The 18,431-nt window shown below is 44.3% G+C and carries 20 protein-coding genes; all 20 read right to left on the reverse strand.

Features of this window, described 5'->3' with window-relative positions:
- Nucleotides 1-116: 116 nt before the first annotated feature.
- On the reverse strand, nucleotides 117-431 hold the full coding sequence (gene nuoK, locus J7E67_RS22080; protein ID WP_098932392.1) for an NADH-quinone oxidoreductase subunit NuoK: 315 nt from the start codon (nucleotides 429-431) through the stop codon (nucleotides 117-119).
- A complete protein-coding gene (locus J7E67_RS22085) occupies nucleotides 428-946 on the reverse strand; it encodes an NADH-quinone oxidoreductase subunit J (protein WP_214732854.1) in 519 nt (172 codons plus the stop codon). Before J7E67_RS22085 ends, nuoK begins: the two co-directional genes overlap by 4 nt.
- Nucleotides 943-1,362, reverse strand: a complete 420-nt coding sequence (gene nuoI / locus J7E67_RS22090; RefSeq protein ID WP_098932391.1) for an NADH-quinone oxidoreductase subunit NuoI — start codon at nucleotides 1,360-1,362, stop codon at nucleotides 943-945. Before nuoI ends, J7E67_RS22085 begins: the two co-directional genes overlap by 4 nt.
- A 157-nt stretch (nucleotides 1,363-1,519) precedes the next feature.
- Entirely contained in the window at nucleotides 1,520-2,524 is a 1,005-nt protein-coding gene (gene nuoH / locus J7E67_RS22095; protein WP_088090192.1) for an NADH-quinone oxidoreductase subunit NuoH, read from the reverse strand.
- The gene (locus J7E67_RS22100) at nucleotides 2,524-3,624 is read right to left on the reverse strand and encodes an NADH-quinone oxidoreductase subunit D (RefSeq protein WP_088090193.1); all 1,101 of its coding nucleotides are present in this window, start codon (nucleotides 3,622-3,624) and stop codon (nucleotides 2,524-2,526) included. The genes nuoH and J7E67_RS22100 overlap by 1 nt, the downstream gene beginning before the upstream one ends.
- Before the next feature lie 3 nt (nucleotides 3,625-3,627).
- Nucleotides 3,628-4,824: an NADH-quinone oxidoreductase subunit C gene (locus tag J7E67_RS22105; protein WP_214732855.1), complete on the reverse strand. Its 1,197-nt coding sequence runs from the start codon at nucleotides 4,822-4,824 to the stop codon at nucleotides 3,628-3,630.
- A gap of 3 nt (nucleotides 4,825-4,827) precedes the next feature.
- Complete coding sequence (locus J7E67_RS22110) at nucleotides 4,828-5,340, reverse strand: NuoB/complex I 20 kDa subunit family protein (protein WP_088090195.1); 513 nt, start codon at nucleotides 5,338-5,340, stop codon at nucleotides 4,828-4,830.
- A complete protein-coding gene (locus J7E67_RS22115) occupies nucleotides 5,331-5,705 on the reverse strand; it encodes an NADH-quinone oxidoreductase subunit A (RefSeq protein ID WP_168241277.1) in 375 nt (124 codons plus the stop codon). Before J7E67_RS22115 ends, J7E67_RS22110 begins: the two co-directional genes overlap by 10 nt.
- A 1,222-nt stretch (nucleotides 5,706-6,927) precedes the next feature.
- The gene (locus tag J7E67_RS22120; RefSeq protein WP_214732856.1) at nucleotides 6,928-7,335 is read right to left on the reverse strand and encodes a F0F1 ATP synthase subunit epsilon; all 408 of its coding nucleotides are present in this window, start codon (nucleotides 7,333-7,335) and stop codon (nucleotides 6,928-6,930) included.
- A 21-nt stretch (nucleotides 7,336-7,356) separates the two neighbouring features.
- On the reverse strand, nucleotides 7,357-8,778 hold the full coding sequence (gene atpD / locus J7E67_RS22125) for a F0F1 ATP synthase subunit beta (RefSeq protein ID WP_214732857.1): 1,422 nt from the start codon (nucleotides 8,776-8,778) through the stop codon (nucleotides 7,357-7,359).
- A 180-nt stretch (nucleotides 8,779-8,958) separates the two neighbouring features.
- A complete protein-coding gene (gene atpG, locus J7E67_RS22130; protein WP_214712017.1) occupies nucleotides 8,959-9,816 on the reverse strand; it encodes an ATP synthase F1 subunit gamma in 858 nt (285 codons plus the stop codon).
- A 94-nt stretch (nucleotides 9,817-9,910) separates the two neighbouring features.
- Complete coding sequence (atpA, locus tag J7E67_RS22135; protein ID WP_214712015.1) at nucleotides 9,911-11,419, reverse strand: F0F1 ATP synthase subunit alpha; 1,509 nt, start codon at nucleotides 11,417-11,419, stop codon at nucleotides 9,911-9,913.
- Between the two features lie 25 nt (nucleotides 11,420-11,444).
- Nucleotides 11,445-11,981 carry a F0F1 ATP synthase subunit delta gene (locus J7E67_RS22140; RefSeq protein WP_214712013.1) on the reverse strand — a complete coding sequence of 179 codons (537 nt, stop codon included), beginning with the start codon at nucleotides 11,979-11,981 and terminating at the stop codon, nucleotides 11,445-11,447.
- On the reverse strand, nucleotides 11,978-12,508 hold the full coding sequence (gene atpF / locus J7E67_RS22145) for a F0F1 ATP synthase subunit B (RefSeq protein ID WP_098932386.1): 531 nt from the start codon (nucleotides 12,506-12,508) through the stop codon (nucleotides 11,978-11,980). The genes J7E67_RS22140 and atpF overlap by 4 nt, the downstream gene beginning before the upstream one ends.
- Nucleotides 12,509-12,607: 99 nt before the next feature.
- Nucleotides 12,608-12,820: a F0F1 ATP synthase subunit C gene (atpE, locus tag J7E67_RS22150; protein WP_348982654.1), complete on the reverse strand. Its 213-nt coding sequence runs from the start codon at nucleotides 12,818-12,820 to the stop codon at nucleotides 12,608-12,610.
- 86 nt (nucleotides 12,821-12,906) lie between these two features.
- Nucleotides 12,907-13,620 (reverse strand): F0F1 ATP synthase subunit A, encoded by a 714-nt coding sequence (atpB, locus tag J7E67_RS22155; protein WP_214712012.1) that lies wholly within the window; start codon nucleotides 13,618-13,620, stop codon nucleotides 12,907-12,909.
- Nucleotides 13,621-13,642: 22 nt separating this feature from the next.
- The gene (locus J7E67_RS22160) at nucleotides 13,643-14,017 is read right to left on the reverse strand and encodes an ATP synthase subunit I (RefSeq protein WP_088090205.1); all 375 of its coding nucleotides are present in this window, start codon (nucleotides 14,015-14,017) and stop codon (nucleotides 13,643-13,645) included.
- Between the two features lie 2 nt (nucleotides 14,018-14,019).
- Entirely contained in the window at nucleotides 14,020-14,244 is a 225-nt protein-coding gene (locus J7E67_RS22165; protein ID WP_088090206.1) for an AtpZ/AtpI family protein, read from the reverse strand.
- Nucleotides 14,245-14,618: 374 nt separating this feature from the next.
- Nucleotides 14,619-16,898, reverse strand: coding sequence for a S8 family serine peptidase (locus tag J7E67_RS22170; protein ID WP_214732858.1), 2,280 nt, complete (start codon nucleotides 16,896-16,898; stop codon nucleotides 14,619-14,621).
- Nucleotides 16,899-16,988: 90 nt separating this feature from the next.
- The gene (locus tag J7E67_RS22175) at nucleotides 16,989-18,008 is read right to left on the reverse strand and encodes an NERD domain-containing protein (protein ID WP_214712010.1); all 1,020 of its coding nucleotides are present in this window, start codon (nucleotides 18,006-18,008) and stop codon (nucleotides 16,989-16,991) included.
- Between the last annotated feature and the right edge of the window lie 423 nt (nucleotides 18,009-18,431).

An 18,431-nucleotide genomic window follows, 5' to 3' on the forward strand; every position in this document is an offset into this window, starting at 1 on the left:
ACAAATCCGCATAAATGTCCGCGTACAGTGGACAACTCAACACAAAGTTGCAGTGTCCGTCCACGGTGGACAAAATGGCGAAGTGTCTTTTCGTGGTGCCTGACACCCAATTTTTTTTAGTTTTTCATTGTGTCCATTTCGTCGATGTTGACGGTCTTTTTGGCGCGGTAAAGTGAGATTAAGATGGCTAGACCGACAGCCGCTTCGGCTGCTGCAACGCTGATCGCGAACAGGGCGAAGATTTGGCCGGTAATGGACGGCGCCATTCCATATTTGCTGAAGGTTACAAGATTAATATTGACCGCATTCAGCATTAATTCAATCGAAATCAGGACAATAACGGTGTTCCTTTTGGTAAGCGCACCGTATAAACCGATGCAAAACAAGATCAGTGCAAGTGCCAGGAAGGCTGAAGCGGGAACAGAACTCATTGGTCGTCCGCCTCCTTCTTCTCATTTTTAGCTAAGATAATCGAACCGACAAGGGCGACGAGTAGTAATACAGACGTTAACTCAAACGGAATGATGTATTTTGAGTAAAGTGCTTTACCGATTTGCATCGTGTTGTTTTCATGCAAGGTGGTCGGAACCTGTTCGATATTGAAATTGTAAATGCCAAGGTAAACAGCAAATGCAAAGCCGAGAATCCCTAAGAAGACGAGGATTTTTCTCCATTTGCCTGTTTGTGGTTCATGTTCATCATTATGCTTTGTTAACATGATTCCAAACAGCATGATGATGGTAATCGCACCTGAATAGATTAAGATTTGCACAGCTGCCACAAATTCGGCTGACAGCAGCACGTAAATTCCAGCAATTGCGACAAAGGTGAAGATCAGTGAAACGACCATATGAACCACCTTGGTAAGGTTTAAAAGAAGCACACCGCCGATAATGGCGACAAGTGCGAGCCCCATAAAAGCGAGGAAATCGCCTGAAAAGGTCATGGTTTATTCACCTGCCGTATGTTTTCATCGTTTTCATCTAACCATTCTAGGTTTTTAAATAACATGTCACGGCTGTATTCAGCGAGCTCGAAGTTATTGGTCATGATAATCGCTTCGGTCGGGCATACCTCCGTACATAAGTCACAAAGGATGCAAATTTCAAAGTTAATATCATAGGTATCAATGATTTTCCCTTTTTTCGTTGGGTCCGGATGCTTTTTACCCGTTAAATTAATACAATCCGTCGGACAGATGTTCATACACTGATTACAAACAATACACTTTTCCGGATAAAACTTTTGAATACCGCGGAACCGGTCTGGCAGTGGAAGCGGCTTGTTTGGATAATCATACGTAACCTTTTCTTTGGTCAAGTTTTTTAGGGTATATTTCAAGCCTTTTACTAATCCAAGCACGTTTTTCACCCCTTTTACATTTTAAAGATGGTTTTTGGTGTCAGGCACCATGTGAAGGCTGTAACTTTGAACTTCGATAACTGTCTAGCTCCATCGCCCAGCATCTAGTGTACTTCGCTCTTCTCCCTACGATGCTAAACGGGCGATTCCGCTTTTCTTAGAAAAATAACGATTTAACTAGCGCGGTTAAGAATATGTTTGCTAGTGCGATTGGCAATAGTACTTTCCAGCCAAATTCCATGAGTTTGTCGGCGCGGAAACGTGGTAGTGTTGCCCGCAGCCAGATGTAGACAAAGACGACGACGCTGAATTTAAGTGCGAACCAGACGGCGCCTGGGATGAAGTCCAGGAAGCTGATTGGTGCCAGCCATCCTCCAAGGAAGACGACGGTAATGAGTGCGGACATTGCGAATAAGTACACATATTCAGCGAGCATAAAGAAGGCCCAGCGGAATCCGGAATATTCTACATGGTATCCAGCGACTAGTTCGTTTTCCGATTCCGGCAGGTCGAATGGTGTCCGGTTTAATTCGGCGATTGATGCAATGAAAAAGACGATGAAGCCGATTGGCTGTAAGAGTACAAACCAGCCATGTTTTTGTGCTTCGACGATATCATTTAGGTTTAAACTTCCTGATAAAAGGATGACTCCTAGGACGGACATGACTAACGGGATTTCGTAGGAAATCATTTGGGCTGATGCACGCATTCCTCCTAAGAGGGCGTACTTGTTATTTGATGCCCAGCCGCCAAGGAGCATACCAAAGGTGGTCAATCCGCTAACGGCAATATAATAGAGTAATCCGACACCGATGTCAGCAAATTGAAAGGCGTCTGTGAACGGCATTGTCGCCAGGACCATAAAGGATGGCGCGAAGGCGATGACTGGTGCAATGATAAATAATGGCTTGTCGGCTGCTTTTGGAATGATGTCCTCTTTTAGTAACAGCTTGAGGACGTCTGCGACGGTTTGTAATAGTCCCCATTTACCGCCGACCTGGTTTGGACCATGGCGCAGCTGCATGTAGCCTAAGACTTTCCGCTCTGCTAAAATTCCGTAGGTAACAAATCCTAATACAATTAAAAGCAAGACAGCGCCGAGTAAAAAGAAAATTCCAAAGTTAGCCCAACCCGGACTTGACTGGAGCAATTCTTCTATCATTAGCCGTCAACCTCCCCAAGGACAATATCAACTGCCCCTAAAATAGCAATCATGTTTGCAATATTTTCACCCTTTAATAGTTTCGGGAGAATTTGCAGGTTATAGAAGGATGGTCTTCTAAACTTTAAGCGGTACGGTTCTTTTTTGCCGTCGCTGTAAATATAGCAGCCAATCTCTCCGCGCGGTGATTCAATGCGGACGAAGGCTTCGCCTTTAGGTGCCTTAATGATTTTCGGCACTTTCGCCATAATGGGACCTTCACCAGGGAATTGTTCCACGGCTTGTTCCAGGATTTTCAAGGATTCTTCAATCTCCGCAAGACGCAAATGGTAGCGAGCTAAGCAATCGCCGTCCTCTGAGGTTGGTACATCAAAGGTAAAACGGTTGTAAACGGAGTAAGGCTCATCTTTACGAAGATCCCATTTCACGCCTGTACTGCGCAGGTTTGGTCCGCTCAGTGAATATTGGAGTGCCTCTTCTTTTGTATATTTGCCGACGCCTTTGACCCGGTCGAGGAAGATTTCATTTCCGGACACAAGATCGTGATAGCCTTTCAGCTGGCCGCGCAAGTATGGTACAAAGCTGCCTACTTTTTCAATCCAGCCTTCAGGTGCATCCCACTTCACACCGCCAACGCGCATATAGTTGAAGGTCAAGCGTGCCCCCGATAATTCGTTGAGCATATTGATAATCATTTCGCGGTCACGGAAGGCGTAGATAAACGGACTTGTTGCACCTAAGTCAAGGATATACGTACCCCAGGCGACAAGGTGGCTGGCAATCCGGTTCAATTCCATCGCAATCACGCGTAAGAAATCAGCTCGTTCAGGAATTTCAATCCCCATCATTGTCTCGACGGCATGACAGAGGATATAGTTATTGGTCATCGAGGACAAATAGTCCATTCGGTCGGTGTAAGGAATAATCTGCGTATATTGCAGGTCTTCTGCTAATTTTTCTGTCCCGCGGTGTAAGTACCCGATGACAGGTTTCGCTTCGGTAATGATTTCCCCATCAATTTTAACAACCAGCCGGAAAACTCCGTGCGTACTTGGATGCTGAGGACCGACGTTTAATATCATTTCTTCTGTTCTGATCATTGGTTACACCTCCACGTCGTACGGCTCGTAATCTTTTCGCAGTGGATGGCCAACCCATTCTTCGCCTAGCAAGATGCGCCGTAAGTCTGGATGTCCTGGAAACTTGATTCCTAGTAAATCATAGGCTTCACATTCAGGCCATTCTGCGCCTGCCCAAAGTGGCTGCAAGGACTCGATTGTTGGTTCGCTGCGGTCAATCTTCACTTTTAGGGCGACGGACTGACGGTTTTTGTATGAGTACAAGTGAACATAAACTTCCATATGTGTTTCAAAGTCTGTCCCATGAAGCTCTGATAAATAATCGAACCCTAAGAGCTCGTTGTATTTTAAAAATTGAGCTACTTTGTAATATGTATCACGCTTCGCCACAAGGGTTGGAACGTCCTTAGATAGTTTATTAATATAAGAATCTTCTAAAACATCTGAACCCAGATGTTCGGTAATCACCTTCACATACTTATCGAGGTATGGCTGGTTTGGTGATGGCTTCGTTTCGGCTGCTGGAGCCGCTGTAGCATCCGCTTTTCCGCCCGCTGCCGCTTTCGCCTTGGCTGCTGCCGCTGCTTTGGCCTTTGCTTTCGCTGCTGCAATCGCTTTAGCTTTTTCGTCATCGCCGCCTGCTGGTGCGACTGAGTCGGTTCCTGCTTCTGCTCCTGCCGCCACTGCTTTCGCCTTGGCCGCTGCTGCCGCTTTTGCCTTAGCATCGTCTCCGGCTGGGGCGTTATCGCCTGCCTCGGATTCAGCTGCTGGGGCTGCTCCGCCAGCTAGTTCCATCGCTATTTTCTTCGCTGCGGCCGCCGCTTTCGCTTTCGCTACCGCTGCTGCCTTTTTCTTTGCTAAATCGTCACTGTCGTCTGAAGCAGAAGTTTCAGTCACTGGTGCTGGTGTTTCAACTGGCGCAGATTCCTCGGCTGGGGCTGGAGTGCCAGCAAGCTCCATCGCTTTTCGCTTTGCCGCTGCTGCCGCCTTCGCTTTCGCTACCGCCGCCGCCTTCTTCTTCGCTAGATCATCGCCGTCATTTGCCGGTGCTGGTTCTGGCTCTGGTGCTTCGGCCTTAACTGGTTCCGACGGTTTTTCCTCCTGCTTCGGAGTTGGTGAGGCTTCCCCTGCGGCCTTCGCCGCCCGTTTCGCCGCCGCTGCCGCTTTCGCCTTTTCAACGGCTTCCTTTTTTAACTGATCAAGATCTTTATCCCCACTCATCGGTTAGATCACCTTCTTCCCAGTCTTCGCTTCATAGCGAATCTTTTCCTTTAATTTATTGATTCCATAAATTAAAGCGGCTGGGTTTGGAGGGCATCCAGGTATGTACACATCGACAGGAACGATTTGATCGACTCCCTTAACGACGGAATAAGACTTTACATACGGCCCACCTGCTGTCGCACAAGAACCCATCGCAATGACCCATTTTGGTTCAGGCATTTGGTCATATAATCTTCGTAAAATTGGTGCCATCTTCTTCGTCACCGTTCCAGACACAATCATACAATCCGACTGGCGTGGTGACGTACGGAAAAAGGAACCCGAACGATCCAAATCATAATTCGCTCCGCCTACACCCATCATCTCAATCGCACAACAAGCCAGACCAAATGTCACCGGGTAGATCGAACTGCTTCGAGCCCAAGCTTTAATTTGCTCTAGCGTAGTCATAAATACATTTCGCTGTAACTCGGCCATTTCTTGTTGTGAAATGCCATCTAGTTTTAATTCCATCGTAGCACCTTCTTTTTCCAGGCATACACAAGGCCAATTAATAACATAATAACGAAAATCAACATCTCGATTAGTGCAAAAATCCCCAGTTTATCATAGGCCACCGCCCATGGATATAAAAACACGGTTTCTACATCAAAAATAACAAACATCAGGGCAAAAATATAATAGCGGACATTGAACTGTACACGGGAATCGTGAAAAGGCTCAATACCGCTCTCATATGTGGTATACTTCGCTTCGCTCGGTTTATGCGGACGCAGAAGCTTACCTAAATATAAAGCCACCACAGGCAGCAGCACCCCAAGACATAGAAACGCAAAGACGATCAGATAATTATTCTGATATACATTTAGAAGTTCCATATCTATCCCCTCCAATGTTGTAAATTTTCATACTAATGAATATTGTAACCGAATTCATTATAGCACTGTTACAAACCCATGTCGACAAACCAAATTCATAAAAATTGGAATTCTATCCGCCGCGAAATTCCTGATTAAAAGGCTCTTGAGAGCTCGCTCTCAAAAGAGACTTTCAATCAGGAATTTTGCAAGCTTCAGCGATAGCTGAAGCGCAGGATGCGCTAGCATCCGGCGGGTAGAATTACAATTTACACCTGAACTAAGTCGTCGACATGAAGTCCCCTCCCCTGAGCGTTTGCGTGATCTCGCAGAAACACATCCTGAATTACCTCAGAGATGACGCAAGAGCGAACCCGCCACACCAGATATAGACGGACATGTTTTAGTGCACGTTATCTGGAGCGTTAGCGGAAGATGACGTGCATAAAGGGTTCGCAAGAACCCAATAACCTACCTAATAATTCGACAACAACCCCTATTTAACAACAAAATGTGTACAATGTCAGTGAGTTTTGTCATTAAAAATTCACCGAACATCTCTTTTTTTAAACAAACTTATATTTTTCTAAAAAAGTAATAATCTAACCAAACAAAGCTCAATCTCACATTATTTAAACATGTCCCTATACAATCATATTCATACTTCAACTTTTCATGCTATTTTCCGAATCAAGTCTTAACTCCCGCTAAAAATCAGTCGCAAGACTGGCTCACCTAACTAATTTCCCACAATTTTAGAAATAACTCTCCCTCATAAGCCTTTCCAAATACCTCTTTTAATAAATACTCATATTTACTGTCGACTTTTATTAAAATACTGTCCACTTCAAACCATTTACTGTCCACTCCCCCAATAAGCCCTCAAACCAACCCAAAAAGCCAGTCGCAAGACTGGCTAGGTATTCTAATTTACTCAAATTATAGAAATAACTCTCCCTCATAACCCTTTCCAAATACCACTTTCAATAAATCCTCATATTTACTGTCGACTTTTATTAATTTACTGTCCACCTTCCTACATATACTGTCCACTCCCCCAATACACCCTCAACCAACCCAAAAAGCCAGTCGCAAGACTGGCTAGGTAACTTTCTTCCCATCATGAATATGCTAATATCCCCCTCCCTCCACACCACAACCATAAATACAAACACCCAAAAACCACAAAAAACCCCTCCAGCAGCATTTAGCCGCCAGAGGGGTTTTACTTTTTCCAAAAAAACTACATTCTTCGTTCCGATACGCCGAGGCGATTGATGGCACGCTGCAAGGCAAGCTCAGCACGTCTGAAATCGGTATGCTCGACTTGATGGTCTCTCAGACGCTGTTCCGCGCGTTCCTTCGCTCTTATGGCACGTTCAACATCAATTTCAGACGCAACTTCCGCTGATTGGGCTAAGATCGTCACCTGATCAGGACGGACCTCTAAAATTCCACCGCTGACCGCGATAAATTCCGTTTTTCCGTCTTTTTTAAGCCGTACGGAAGTAATTTCGAGCGGAGCCACCAACGGCATGTGGCCTGGGGAAATCCCCAAATCACCACTTGTTGCCTTGGTACTTACCATTTCCACATCTGAATCAAACACCGGGCCATCGGGAGTAACAATACTGACTCGAATCGTCTTCATTTTTTACCCTCCAGGCTCTGTTTAGACCTCTACACCCATGCGTTTCGCGCTCTCAATAACATCCTCAATACGGCCAACGAGACGGAAAGCATCTTCTGGAAGGTGGTCATACTTACCTTCAAGAATCTCTTTGAAACCACGAACCGTTTCCTTAACAGGTACATAAGAACCTGGCTGGCCAGTAAACTGTTCAGCAACATGGAAGTTTTGAGATAAGAACACTTGGATACGACGCGCACGTTGTACCGTTAACTTATCATCATCACTTAGTTCATCCATACCAAGGATCGCGATAATATCTTGTAACTCTTTATAACGTTGTAATGTTGATTGTACTTGGCGGGCTACATTATAGTGCTCCTCACCAACAATATCAGGTGACAATGCACGTGATGTTGAAGCCAAAGGATCCACCGCTGGGTAAATACCCATCTCAGAAAGCTTACGCTCAAGGTTTGTTGTTGCATCTAAGTGAGCGAAAGTAGTAGCCGGAGCCGGATCCGTATAGTCATCGGCTGGTACATAAATCGCTTGGATCGATGTTACAGATCCTAGGTTTGTAGACGTAATACGCTCTTGTAATTTACCCATCTCAGTTGCAAGAGTTGGCTGGTAACCTACCGCTGATGGCATACGGCCAAGTAGCGCGGAAACCTCAGAACCTGCTTGCGTGAAACGGAAAATGTTATCCATGAAGAAAAGAACGTCTTGTCCTTGCTCATCACGGAAATACTCAGACATTGTCAAACCTGTTAAAGCAACACGCATACGTGCGCCAGGCGGCTCGTTCATTTGTCCAAATACCATCGCAGTTTTCTTGATAACGCCTGAATCAGTCATCTCGTGGTAAAGGTCATTACCTTCACGAGTACGCTCACCAACACCGGCGAATACCGAAATACCACCGTGCTCTTGAGCGATGTTATTGATCAATTCCTGGATTAATACGGTTTTACCTACACCCGCACCACCGAAAAGACCGATTTTTCCACCCTTAATATATGGTGCAAGAAGGTCTACTACCTTAATACCAGTTTCAAGAATTTCAACTTCAGTAGAAAGGTTTTCAAATGTTGGTGCTTCGCGGTGAATCGAATCACGGCGCTCACTTGCTGGAATCTCAGCCGCAAGGTCAATCGTTTCACCCAATACGTTAAATACACGACCAAGTGTTACATCACCAACTGGTACAGAAATCGGTTTACCAGTATCTTCAACTTCTATTCCACGAGTTAAACCATCTGTGGTAGACATCGCGATCGTACGAACTGTATCATCACCTAAATGAAGAGCTACTTCAAGGGTAATGTTGATATCAACTTCGGATGCATTACTCGCTTTACTTGAAATTTTCAACGCATTATAAATCGCAGGCAGATGACCGCTTTCGAACTTAACGTCAACTACCGGACCCATAATCTGAAGAACGCGTCCTTTGCTCATCGTTTTCCCTCCTTACTTACTCTCTCGCAGAAACCACCACAAGCATTTTTATGAAAATGAACTCATTGTGGTCACGCGTCTTGTTCTATAATGAACAAAATGAGTGGGAACGGACATAGCGTTCCCTGCTCAAAATCTAGTCAAACCCGCTACATCGGGTTCATTTTTAAAATAAAGGTTTTATTCTAGCGCTGCCGCACCGCCAACGATTTCCGTGATTTCTTGGGTGATCGCTGCTTGACGGGCACGGTTGAAAACTAGTGTATAGTGATTAATTAGTTCTTTAGCATTATCAGTTGCATTTCTCATTGCCGTCATCCGAGCAGCATGCTCACTCGCTTTGCTGTCTAAGAGTGCTCCGTAGATCAAACTTTCAGCATATTGAGGCAGGAGAACTTCTAATATTTCTTCAGCAGACGGCTCAAATTCATAGGAAATGAGTTTGTTTGAAGTGGCTAAGTCCGATAACGGAAGGAGCTTCTTCTCCTGTACTTCCTGTGAAATGGCACTTACATAATGACTGTAATAGACATATAATTCATCGAAAGTTCCATCGGTAAACATTCCAACCGTTGCTCGGGTAGTGTCTTGAATGTCAGCAAAGTTAGGCTGAGCTGGGATCCCAATCGATTCAAGGACCACATTCATGCCGCGTTTGACAAAAAAGTCACGTGCCATTCTTCCGATTGCAATGATCGCGAATTCATCATTCGATTTATGACGGCTTTGGATTGTTTGAAAAACATGACGGAGAACGTTGCTGTTAAAACCGCCAGCAAGTCCGCTGTCAGAAGTCATAACAATATAACCGGTTTTCTTAACAGGTCGACTGGTCAGCATGGGATGATTTACTCCGCCTGAGCCAATTGCAATCGATGCCGTTACTTCTTGGATTTTTTCCATATAAGGTACAAATGCTTTCGCATTGACGACGGCACGATTCCACTTTGCAGCAGAGGTCATTTCCATTGCTTTTGTTATTTGACTCGTCTTTTTAGTTGAATTGATACGAGTTTTTATCTCACGTAATGAAGCCATAGGTTCTCACCACCCTTTTTCAAAGAATGTCTGGTTGGGCGTGCGGCCCGCCTTACGGGTGCCGCGCGCTCACCGTTCTAAATGTCAGACCCTATTATTCGGAAACTGCAAACGTCTTTTTGAAGGCGTTGATTGCAGAAGCCATATCGTCATCAGAAGGAAGGTCCTTCGTTTTTGTAATATGGTCTAACAACTCTTTGCGGTTGTGGTCTAACCAATTAAGGTATTCTGATTCAAAACGACGGACATCCTCTAATGGAATATCATCAAGGAAACCGCGTGTTAATGCGTAAAGGATTGCAACTTGCTTCTCAACTGATAGTGGCTTGTGAAGATCTTGTTTCAGAACTTCAACCGTACGTGCACCACGATTAAGTTTTGCTTGAGTCGCTTTATCTAAGTCAGATCCAAACTGAGCAAATGCTTCTAATTCACGGTAAGATGCAAGGTCAAGACGTAAGGTACCAGATACCTTTTTCATCGCCTTGATTTGTGCAGATCCACCTACACGTGATACGGAAAGACCCGCGTTGATCGCCGGACGAACACCGGAGAAGAATAAGTCAGATTGTAAGAAAATTTGTCCATCAGTAATTGAAATAACGTTTGTTGGGATATACGCTGAAACGTCCCCTGCTTGCGTTTCAATGAACGGAAGCGCAGTGATCGAACCAGCACCAAGTGTATCGTTAATTTTTGCGGCACGCTCTAGTAAGCGGCTGTGCAAGTAGAAAACATCCCCTGGATAGGCTTCCCGACCTGGAGGACGACGAAGCAGCAAGGAAAGCTCACGGTAGGCAGCTGCTTGTTTAGAAAGATCATCATATACGATCAATACGTGTTTGCCAGCATACATAAACTCTTCAGCCATTGAAACACCAGTATATGGAGCTAAATATAGCAACGGAGCAGGTTGTGATGCAGAAGCAGTAACAACGATTGAGTATTCTAACGCGCCGTATTTACGTAGTGTTTCAACTGCGTTACGAACGGTTGATTCCTTTTGACCGATCGCAACATAGATACAAACCATGTTTTGACCTTTTTGATTGATAATCGTATCGATCGCAACAGATGTTTTACCTGTTTGACGGTCACCGATGACTAACTCACGTTGACCACGTCCGATTGGCACAAGGGCGTCAATCGCTTTAATACCTGTTTGTAATGGCTCATGAACGGATTTACGAGCCATAACGCCTGGAGCAACTGCCTCAACTGGGCGTGTTTTTGTTGTATTGATTGGCCCCATACCATCAACTGGTTGTCCAAGCGAGTTTACCACGCGTCCGATCAATTCCTCACCAACTGGAACCTCCATGATGCGTCCTGTACGGCGAACCTCGTCACCTTCCTTGATTTCAGTGTAAGGTCCGAGAATGATAATACCAACGTTATTTGCTTCAAGGTTTTGTGCCATACCCATAACGCCGTTTGAAAATTCAACAAGTTCTCCAGCCATGACATTGTCGAGGCCATGAACACGTGCGATACCGTCACCGATTGAGATAACTGTACCAACATCAGTTACTTGAATTTCCGCCTGATAGTTTTCAATTTGCTTTTTTATCAGGGCACTAATTTCTTCAGCTTTGATGCTCATGAGTTTCACCCCTAATCTTTCGAATCTAGCTTAACAATTTACGTTCTAAACGATCGAGTTTTCCTCTTAATGACCCGTCATATATACGATTTCCAATGCGAAGGCGGATACCGCCAAGCAGGTTGGAATCTACGATATTTTCAATTTTTAGGGACTTTTTGCCCACTTTTGCTGCAAATACAGATGAGATTGCTTCGCGTTCCGCATCCGTTAATTCACGGGTGCTGTAAACTTGCGCCTCGGCAATGCCCATCTCATCATTTGCCAGCTCTAAAAATTCATTTGCCACGTCAACGATTTGGTCTTCACGGTGGCGGTCGATTAAGATCAACATTGTATTTAATACATTTACATTTACTGTTGCGAAAGATGACTTAATGATTTCTTTTTTCTCTTCAATTGAAAGCTTAGAAGAATTTAAGATATTTTTTAATTCAGGATTGTATTGTACAACTTCCTTCACTACACGAAGTTCTTCTTCAATAACTCCGAGCGCTTGAGTTTCTTTCGCAATTTGGAAAAGAGCCAACGCGTAGCGTTTTGCTACCATTGAGTTACTCATCGCTCTTCTCCTGCCTCTTTAATATATTCGTTAATGAGCTGCTCCTGATCTGCTGCAGTTAATTCTTTTTCAATTACTTTAGAAGCAATTAATACAGATAGTGAGGCAACCTGTTCGCGAATAGCGGCAACAGCTTTTTCTTTTTGCTGCTCAATTTCAAGCTTTGCTGCTTCTTTGACGCGTTCAGCTTCTGTACGAGATGCCGCAACGATTTCTTCACGTTGAAGTTCACCTTGCTTTTTGGCATTTTCGATTAAGTTTTGCGCATCATTACGTGCTTCTTTTAAAAGATTTCTTTGTTCTTGTAAAATCTTTTCTGCTTCTAAACGGCTGTTTTCTGCCGCACTAATTTCACTACCAATATGCTCTTCACGCGTCTTCATAATGCCCATTAATGGACCCCATGCAAACTTTTTGAGCAAGGCTAACAATACAAGAAAAACGATAAGCTGGAAGAAAATATCCCCAGTATTAATGTGGCCGCCGCCTTCAGCAGCAGTGGCTAATACTAAACTGTTTGTTAACACCCTCGGTTCACTCCTTTCAAGAGTTGCTTAACGATAGCAAAAACACATAAATGAATGGCGAGGATTTGTTGATCATCGCCATCTTGAATTTTCCTACTATTATCGGTTTAATACCATGAACGCGATAACTACACCGATAATCGGTAATGCTTCTACTAACGCAACCCCGATAAACATAGTTGTTTGAAGCAAACCACGATGTTCAGGTTGACGAGCGATACCTTCTACTGTACGACCTACGATAAGACCGTTACCAATACCTGCACCTACTGCTGCTAAACCGATTGCGATTGCTGCTGCTAAAACACCAATTGATCCTGTCATTACTTTTTTCCTCCTTAAATGTATAAAACATCAATTAATTTTTTATTTTGTTCATGAAAATGAACGGTGTATTATTAATGGTCGTGACTCACTTTATGAGCCAAGTAAACCATTGTTAACATTGTGAAAATATAAGCTTGAATCGTACCAACGAATACAGAGAACCCTTGCCATACCAATGTTAGCGGGATAGCCGCAATCGTACCAGCAATTCCTTGATGTGCCAGGCCTGTTGCTAATAGTGATAGAAGCAACTCACCAGCGTAAATGTTACCATATAGACGCAGACCAAGAGTCAGCGTATTGGCAAATTCCTCAATGATCTTCAATGGGAATAAGAATTTCATTGGGCTGAAGAAACCTTCTGCATAGCCTTTTACACCTTTTAGCTTGACACCATAATAATGGGATAGTGCCAAAACCATAACTGCTAGTGTTAAAGTGATGATTGGATCGGCCGTTGGTGATTTCCACCAAAGCTTTTCATCAACCACAATCGCAAATGGAAGACCTAACATATTGGATACAAAAATATACATAATTAATGTAATTCCAAGGATGTGGAACCTTCCGCCTTCTTTCCAATCCATCGTGCTGTTGATGACCCCTTTAACAAAGTCCATCACCCATTCAAAAAAGTTTTGCATCCCTGTAGGTTTCATTGCCAGCTTTCGTGTAGAAAGAATGGCTATTAGGAAAACAATTAGACTTGCTACTGTGATCATCAGCATATTTGCGCCGTTAAACCAAAGGCCCATAAATTTAAACTCTGGAACCTCATGATGCATGTAAACTCACCTCGCTTCCGCTTCATTTATGTACATGCAATGCATGGTAAAAATAATCTATCATAATGACAATATAGGATGTCATTAATCCTATCACTAAACTAATCATATCGAATTGCTCTGGGTATCTTAATGCGATTAACGCAGCAATTCCCGCCACAGCCATCCTCGAGAGCGACCCTAAGGACTTGGGTTTTTTGCCCTCTGTTACCTTTTTATCAAAGCTCTCCGTCTTTCTAACTAGTATCCAAAGATTCAAATAACTAAAGCATGTCCCAAGAATCAGCCCTAGAAATATGGTTTGGTACGAGGTGAAGCCCCAGCCTAGAACATAAATGGACAACAAGTAAAAAATCCATTTGCGCTGCCTGTTGAACATTACTCTGAAATCTGGCATAGTTATTTATCTCCTGAATAGAAATGGCGGATTGAAAGGAGCATGGAATAGGTACCCGCTCCAAGACCTATAAGCAGTCCGATTATTAAGAAAATTGGTTCGGTACCCCAATGCTGATCCAGCCATCTGCCTGAGAAAATACCTATTAGAATGGAACCTACTAATTGGGAGACAATTGCGGACATTAAAGCCATAGCTTGTAATGGGTTGCGGTTGTTTTTACGCATATAACACATCCTCACTCTGAGAGAATGTCAATCGGGCAAAAAGTAATATCCATAACCTAAATACTATCTTTAGATAGATTTATTTACATGAAAACCCTATCATTTACACCCTTAGTTAGCATACAATAGCACCCTGTCAATGTCAATTAAATTACGTGAATTATGCCACAAAGTATTTCCTGAAGTATTTTCCAATTTGGAATTTACTCAACAATCTTATTGTAGAGTAAATTGTGAAGGAATTTTGTTCATTTTGTGTCTATTTTGTGAACAATTATAATTATACTAATGGTACAATATTATGAACTTTTATTATGATTTTGTTAAAAAGACCATGTCTTGGTGTGGACAAGGTCTTTTCTTAAAATTGCTTTTTAGTCTTCTATCCTCTCAATCGTGATCATCCGTTGGATATGGTCCTCTTTGCTGGCCTTTTTGGCAAAAACCTTTACTAAATAGGTCCCGTTTGCTGGAAGCTGGTCGTCTGGGATGTCCTTGCGAACAAGTCCCTTTTTCACATTGGTAATCGTATCTAAATAGCCGACAAAACGATAATCCTCCGGGTTAAACAGGGCAATCCCAAATTCCTCCGCCCCGCCCGGCAAATACACCTCATAGCGGTACTGTCCTGGTTTGTCTCCTTCGGCAAAATCAAATCCCATGACCCGTGGATAGTCCGGCTCCTCTAAAACATAGAGATAGGGAATGCGAACTGATGCCCCGCCCGCCTGCAAGCGGAGATATCCGTCGTGAATTTTCCCTTTAAACACCTGCGGGTCGACCGTCAACTCGACCGTTATGTCCTTTGTCTGCTGAGGCTCGAGCGTAAATGAAAGCGGCAGCCGCCATTCCAGTCCATCGATATATGGCGGGATATCAAACGAATAACGCTGGTCTTGCTGGCTTGTATTTTCGACATGAAGATAGGCTTTATGGACATCACTCTGTTCCGTAAATTTCCCAAACCGGATACTGCTCGGTGTGACGAGTGTGGTGGCTTGGATCGCTTCGTCAACCTGGATTCTGCCTGCCCCCTGTTCAAAGGTGCGGTAGTAGGCGGGTTCTCCCTGTGTACCAAGGGTTCGCCCGTTGATGGTAGTGGTCTTACGTCCGGCTGCGTTCGGGATGGCCGCCGTACGGTCAACGCTATTAGACTTTGCGAGCGGTTTTGCCGTGTTCATCAGGGACGCTTTGATTTGTTCGGGTGTCCAGTCCGGATGGGCCTGCTTAATTAATGCACATGCCCCAGCGACGTGCGGCGCCGCCATACTCGTCCCTTGAAGCGACAAATAGCCGCCCGGAATCGTCGAATTAATCGCTACTCCGGGGGCAACAATATCTGGTTTGATTTCCCACGTTCCCGTCACCGGTCCCCGCGAGCTAAAGTCAGCGAGCCGGTCCGAATCCTCGCTGACCGTGACCCGCGCCGAGGTGGTTTGTCTTTTTAAGGCTTTTTGTAAAATAACCCCGTCTTCCTTCGAGATGGCGCCGACTGGGATCGACATTTGCGTATCGAGGTTTCCCATGAAACGGCCGCCGCTCATATTGTTGTAGATGAGCACCGCTTTTGCCCCTGCCCGCTTCGCATTTTCCGCTTTTTTGGAAAAAGTTAAGACCCCTCTTTTGATGAGGGCAATTTTCCCTTCAATATTTTTCAATTCATCAGGTCTGCCGATGCCGCCATCGACAATGTCAGCGGAGCGGTCGAGCGCCCACTTGGCTGAGCCTTCGAGCGGTTCAATCTGGAATTTATCCCGACTTCCTTCTATTAATAGATAGGGTGTCTCCAAAGTTGGGGTCGATGCACCAACCGATATCGCTTTGGAGGCGGTTCCAGGTGAGCCAACACTCCAAACATTTGGCCCGGAATTACCAGAAGCCGCCACGGCGACGATTCCGCGATCGACGGCGCGGTTGAGGGCGAGGCTGATTGGCAGGTCGGGCCCGTTTATATCATTTCCGAGCGAGAGATTGACGACATCCACTTTATCCTTAATCGCCTGGTCAATCGCCGCGAGCACCTGCTCGGTGGTCCCGCCCCCGCCCGGCCCAAGCGCGCGGTACGCAACAATTTTTGCCTCCGGGGCAACGCCTTTTATTTTTCCATTGGCTGCAATAATACCGGCCACATGGGTTCCATGGATCGTCGCCTTCCCGAGGGCGAGCGTTTCCATCGGATCGCGGTCGTTGTCAACCAGGTCCCGGCCGCCGGCATAGTTGCGCTTAAGGTCGGGATGGGTGTAATCGACGCCCGTATCAATAACCCCGACCGTTACCCCTTTTCCCGTCAGCCGTTCATTTTTTTTATCAAAAAAACTGCGGACTTCCTCCCCACCAATAATTTTGACGCTTTCCTCGGTTTCGGCTTGGTAGGTAATAACCGGCGAGACGTTTTTGATTTGTTTATGGCTGCGGCCGATTTCGGCAAGTGTTTCTGCGCTGCCTTCGACCGAGAATCCATCAAGCGCATGGTGGAAAACACGGCGAAGCTTAACGTCTTTGTAGGGTTTCATGAGCTGCAGGATTTCCTGGTCGGTGTGTGGTTTGTCCAGGATTATTATGGCAGTTGTCTCCTGCGTGCTTTTGGTGATCGAAGGATGGATGAGTATTTTCGGAGGTTGAAAAGCTAGCAGTAACGCGAGTAGAAGTTTCATCGATGGATTTCCCCTTTTTCCATATCGTTTTCTTAGAGGGGGGAAAGTATGCACATCTATTTTGGGAAACGGGCATCGGGTATTTCCTATTTACCTGGTGGGAATTGTGTATGCGTTGATTTCCTTTTCACCAAGCGGGCACAGGAGCTGATTTTTCGGAAGGGTGTAAATGGTCCCTCGTTTGGATCCGGACGACGGGAGGTTGAGCGATCGTAGTTGATGCCCCGCAATGAAGGTGGAGTCAATATGCAAAAATTCAGCGAACTGCCTTCTAGTTATTGTCGGTCCGAGCAGGAGGAAATAATCATCGACCGACTGAAAAAAGGCTGTTTTGGAGGAATGCCCGCATATGGGGCAGTGCCACTTAGCAGAGTAAAACGCCATCGTACCGGTTTGGCACTTAGGGCATATCACACCCGTAATAATGTCATCCTTGGATAATTTGTACGTTTGGAGAATATCAGGAATAGGAATTTGATGGTGGACTAAAAGGAGGTCGACTAATTGGCTGGTTTTTCTTTTGCTAAACACGGGTTTTTGATACTTCATTTCAAGCTCTTCCAGTTTGTCCAGAAGTGACTCGGCATAAATCAACTCATTGAAAATTTGCTGATTGTCAGGAGTTGTTTCCACTTTAGTCGTCGGTTTACTGATGATTACCACTTTTTCAATTGGCAAACCCTGCATTTGCATCTTTCTGAGCCAATTTACGAATTGCAGTTTTTGCCTTTTCACCTGAAGAATTGGATTCGAAATGCCCTCTTCTTCATTATTAAATTCCTTGGTTACATGATTGGTTTCCTTGTTAAAAATCAATTTCTTCGATAGATTTTTGACTTCTGCCATGAAGATAAACCTCTGTGAAAGTATCACTAAATCAATTTGGAATGCCTTCTTGTCAGTTAGCCGCAGGCCATGAAAAATGTAATATTGATCTTCTTGCAAAAGCGAAAGATAGTAGCTGCATTCCTTCTCGCCGTAGTATCCCTTCAGCCACGATCTTAAATCTCGTTCGACTGTCGGTCTGATTGGATGATTTTTCGATACCCTGCGGAGTACCGCCATACATTGGTAAGCTTGAATTGGTAACTTCAGTTCTAAAACGACCATATACATCACCTCTTTTTATATATTCAGTGGTAATTTCTATTAAAAGATTAGATATCCTCCTTAAAAATTAAGCAAATTATATCATTTTAGTGAAATTTAGTCTTTTTGCCGTTCATTTTTTAGGTCTATTTCGGTTCTTGTTATCGTTTTATGTTCTTTATTCAAGTTCAAAATTGTTCTCGTTGGAATTTTGTGCCATTTCCCGGTGGTTTTGTGCCATTTTGGGCAGGTTTTGTTCCGATTTCTAGAGTTTTGTTCCATTTCTAAGAGGTTTTGTGCCATTTTCAAGGTGTTTTGTGCTATTAGACATATTTTCCCAAAAGCGAGCCCTTTTTTTTAAAAAATAAATTGGTTCCAGTATGGATTTTCTCTTATTTCGAGAAATATATCGGGTTCCAAAAAGGATTTTGTATTTTTCGAAAA

The sequence above is a fragment of the Bacillus sp. ISL-46 genome (genome assembly GCF_018613205.1).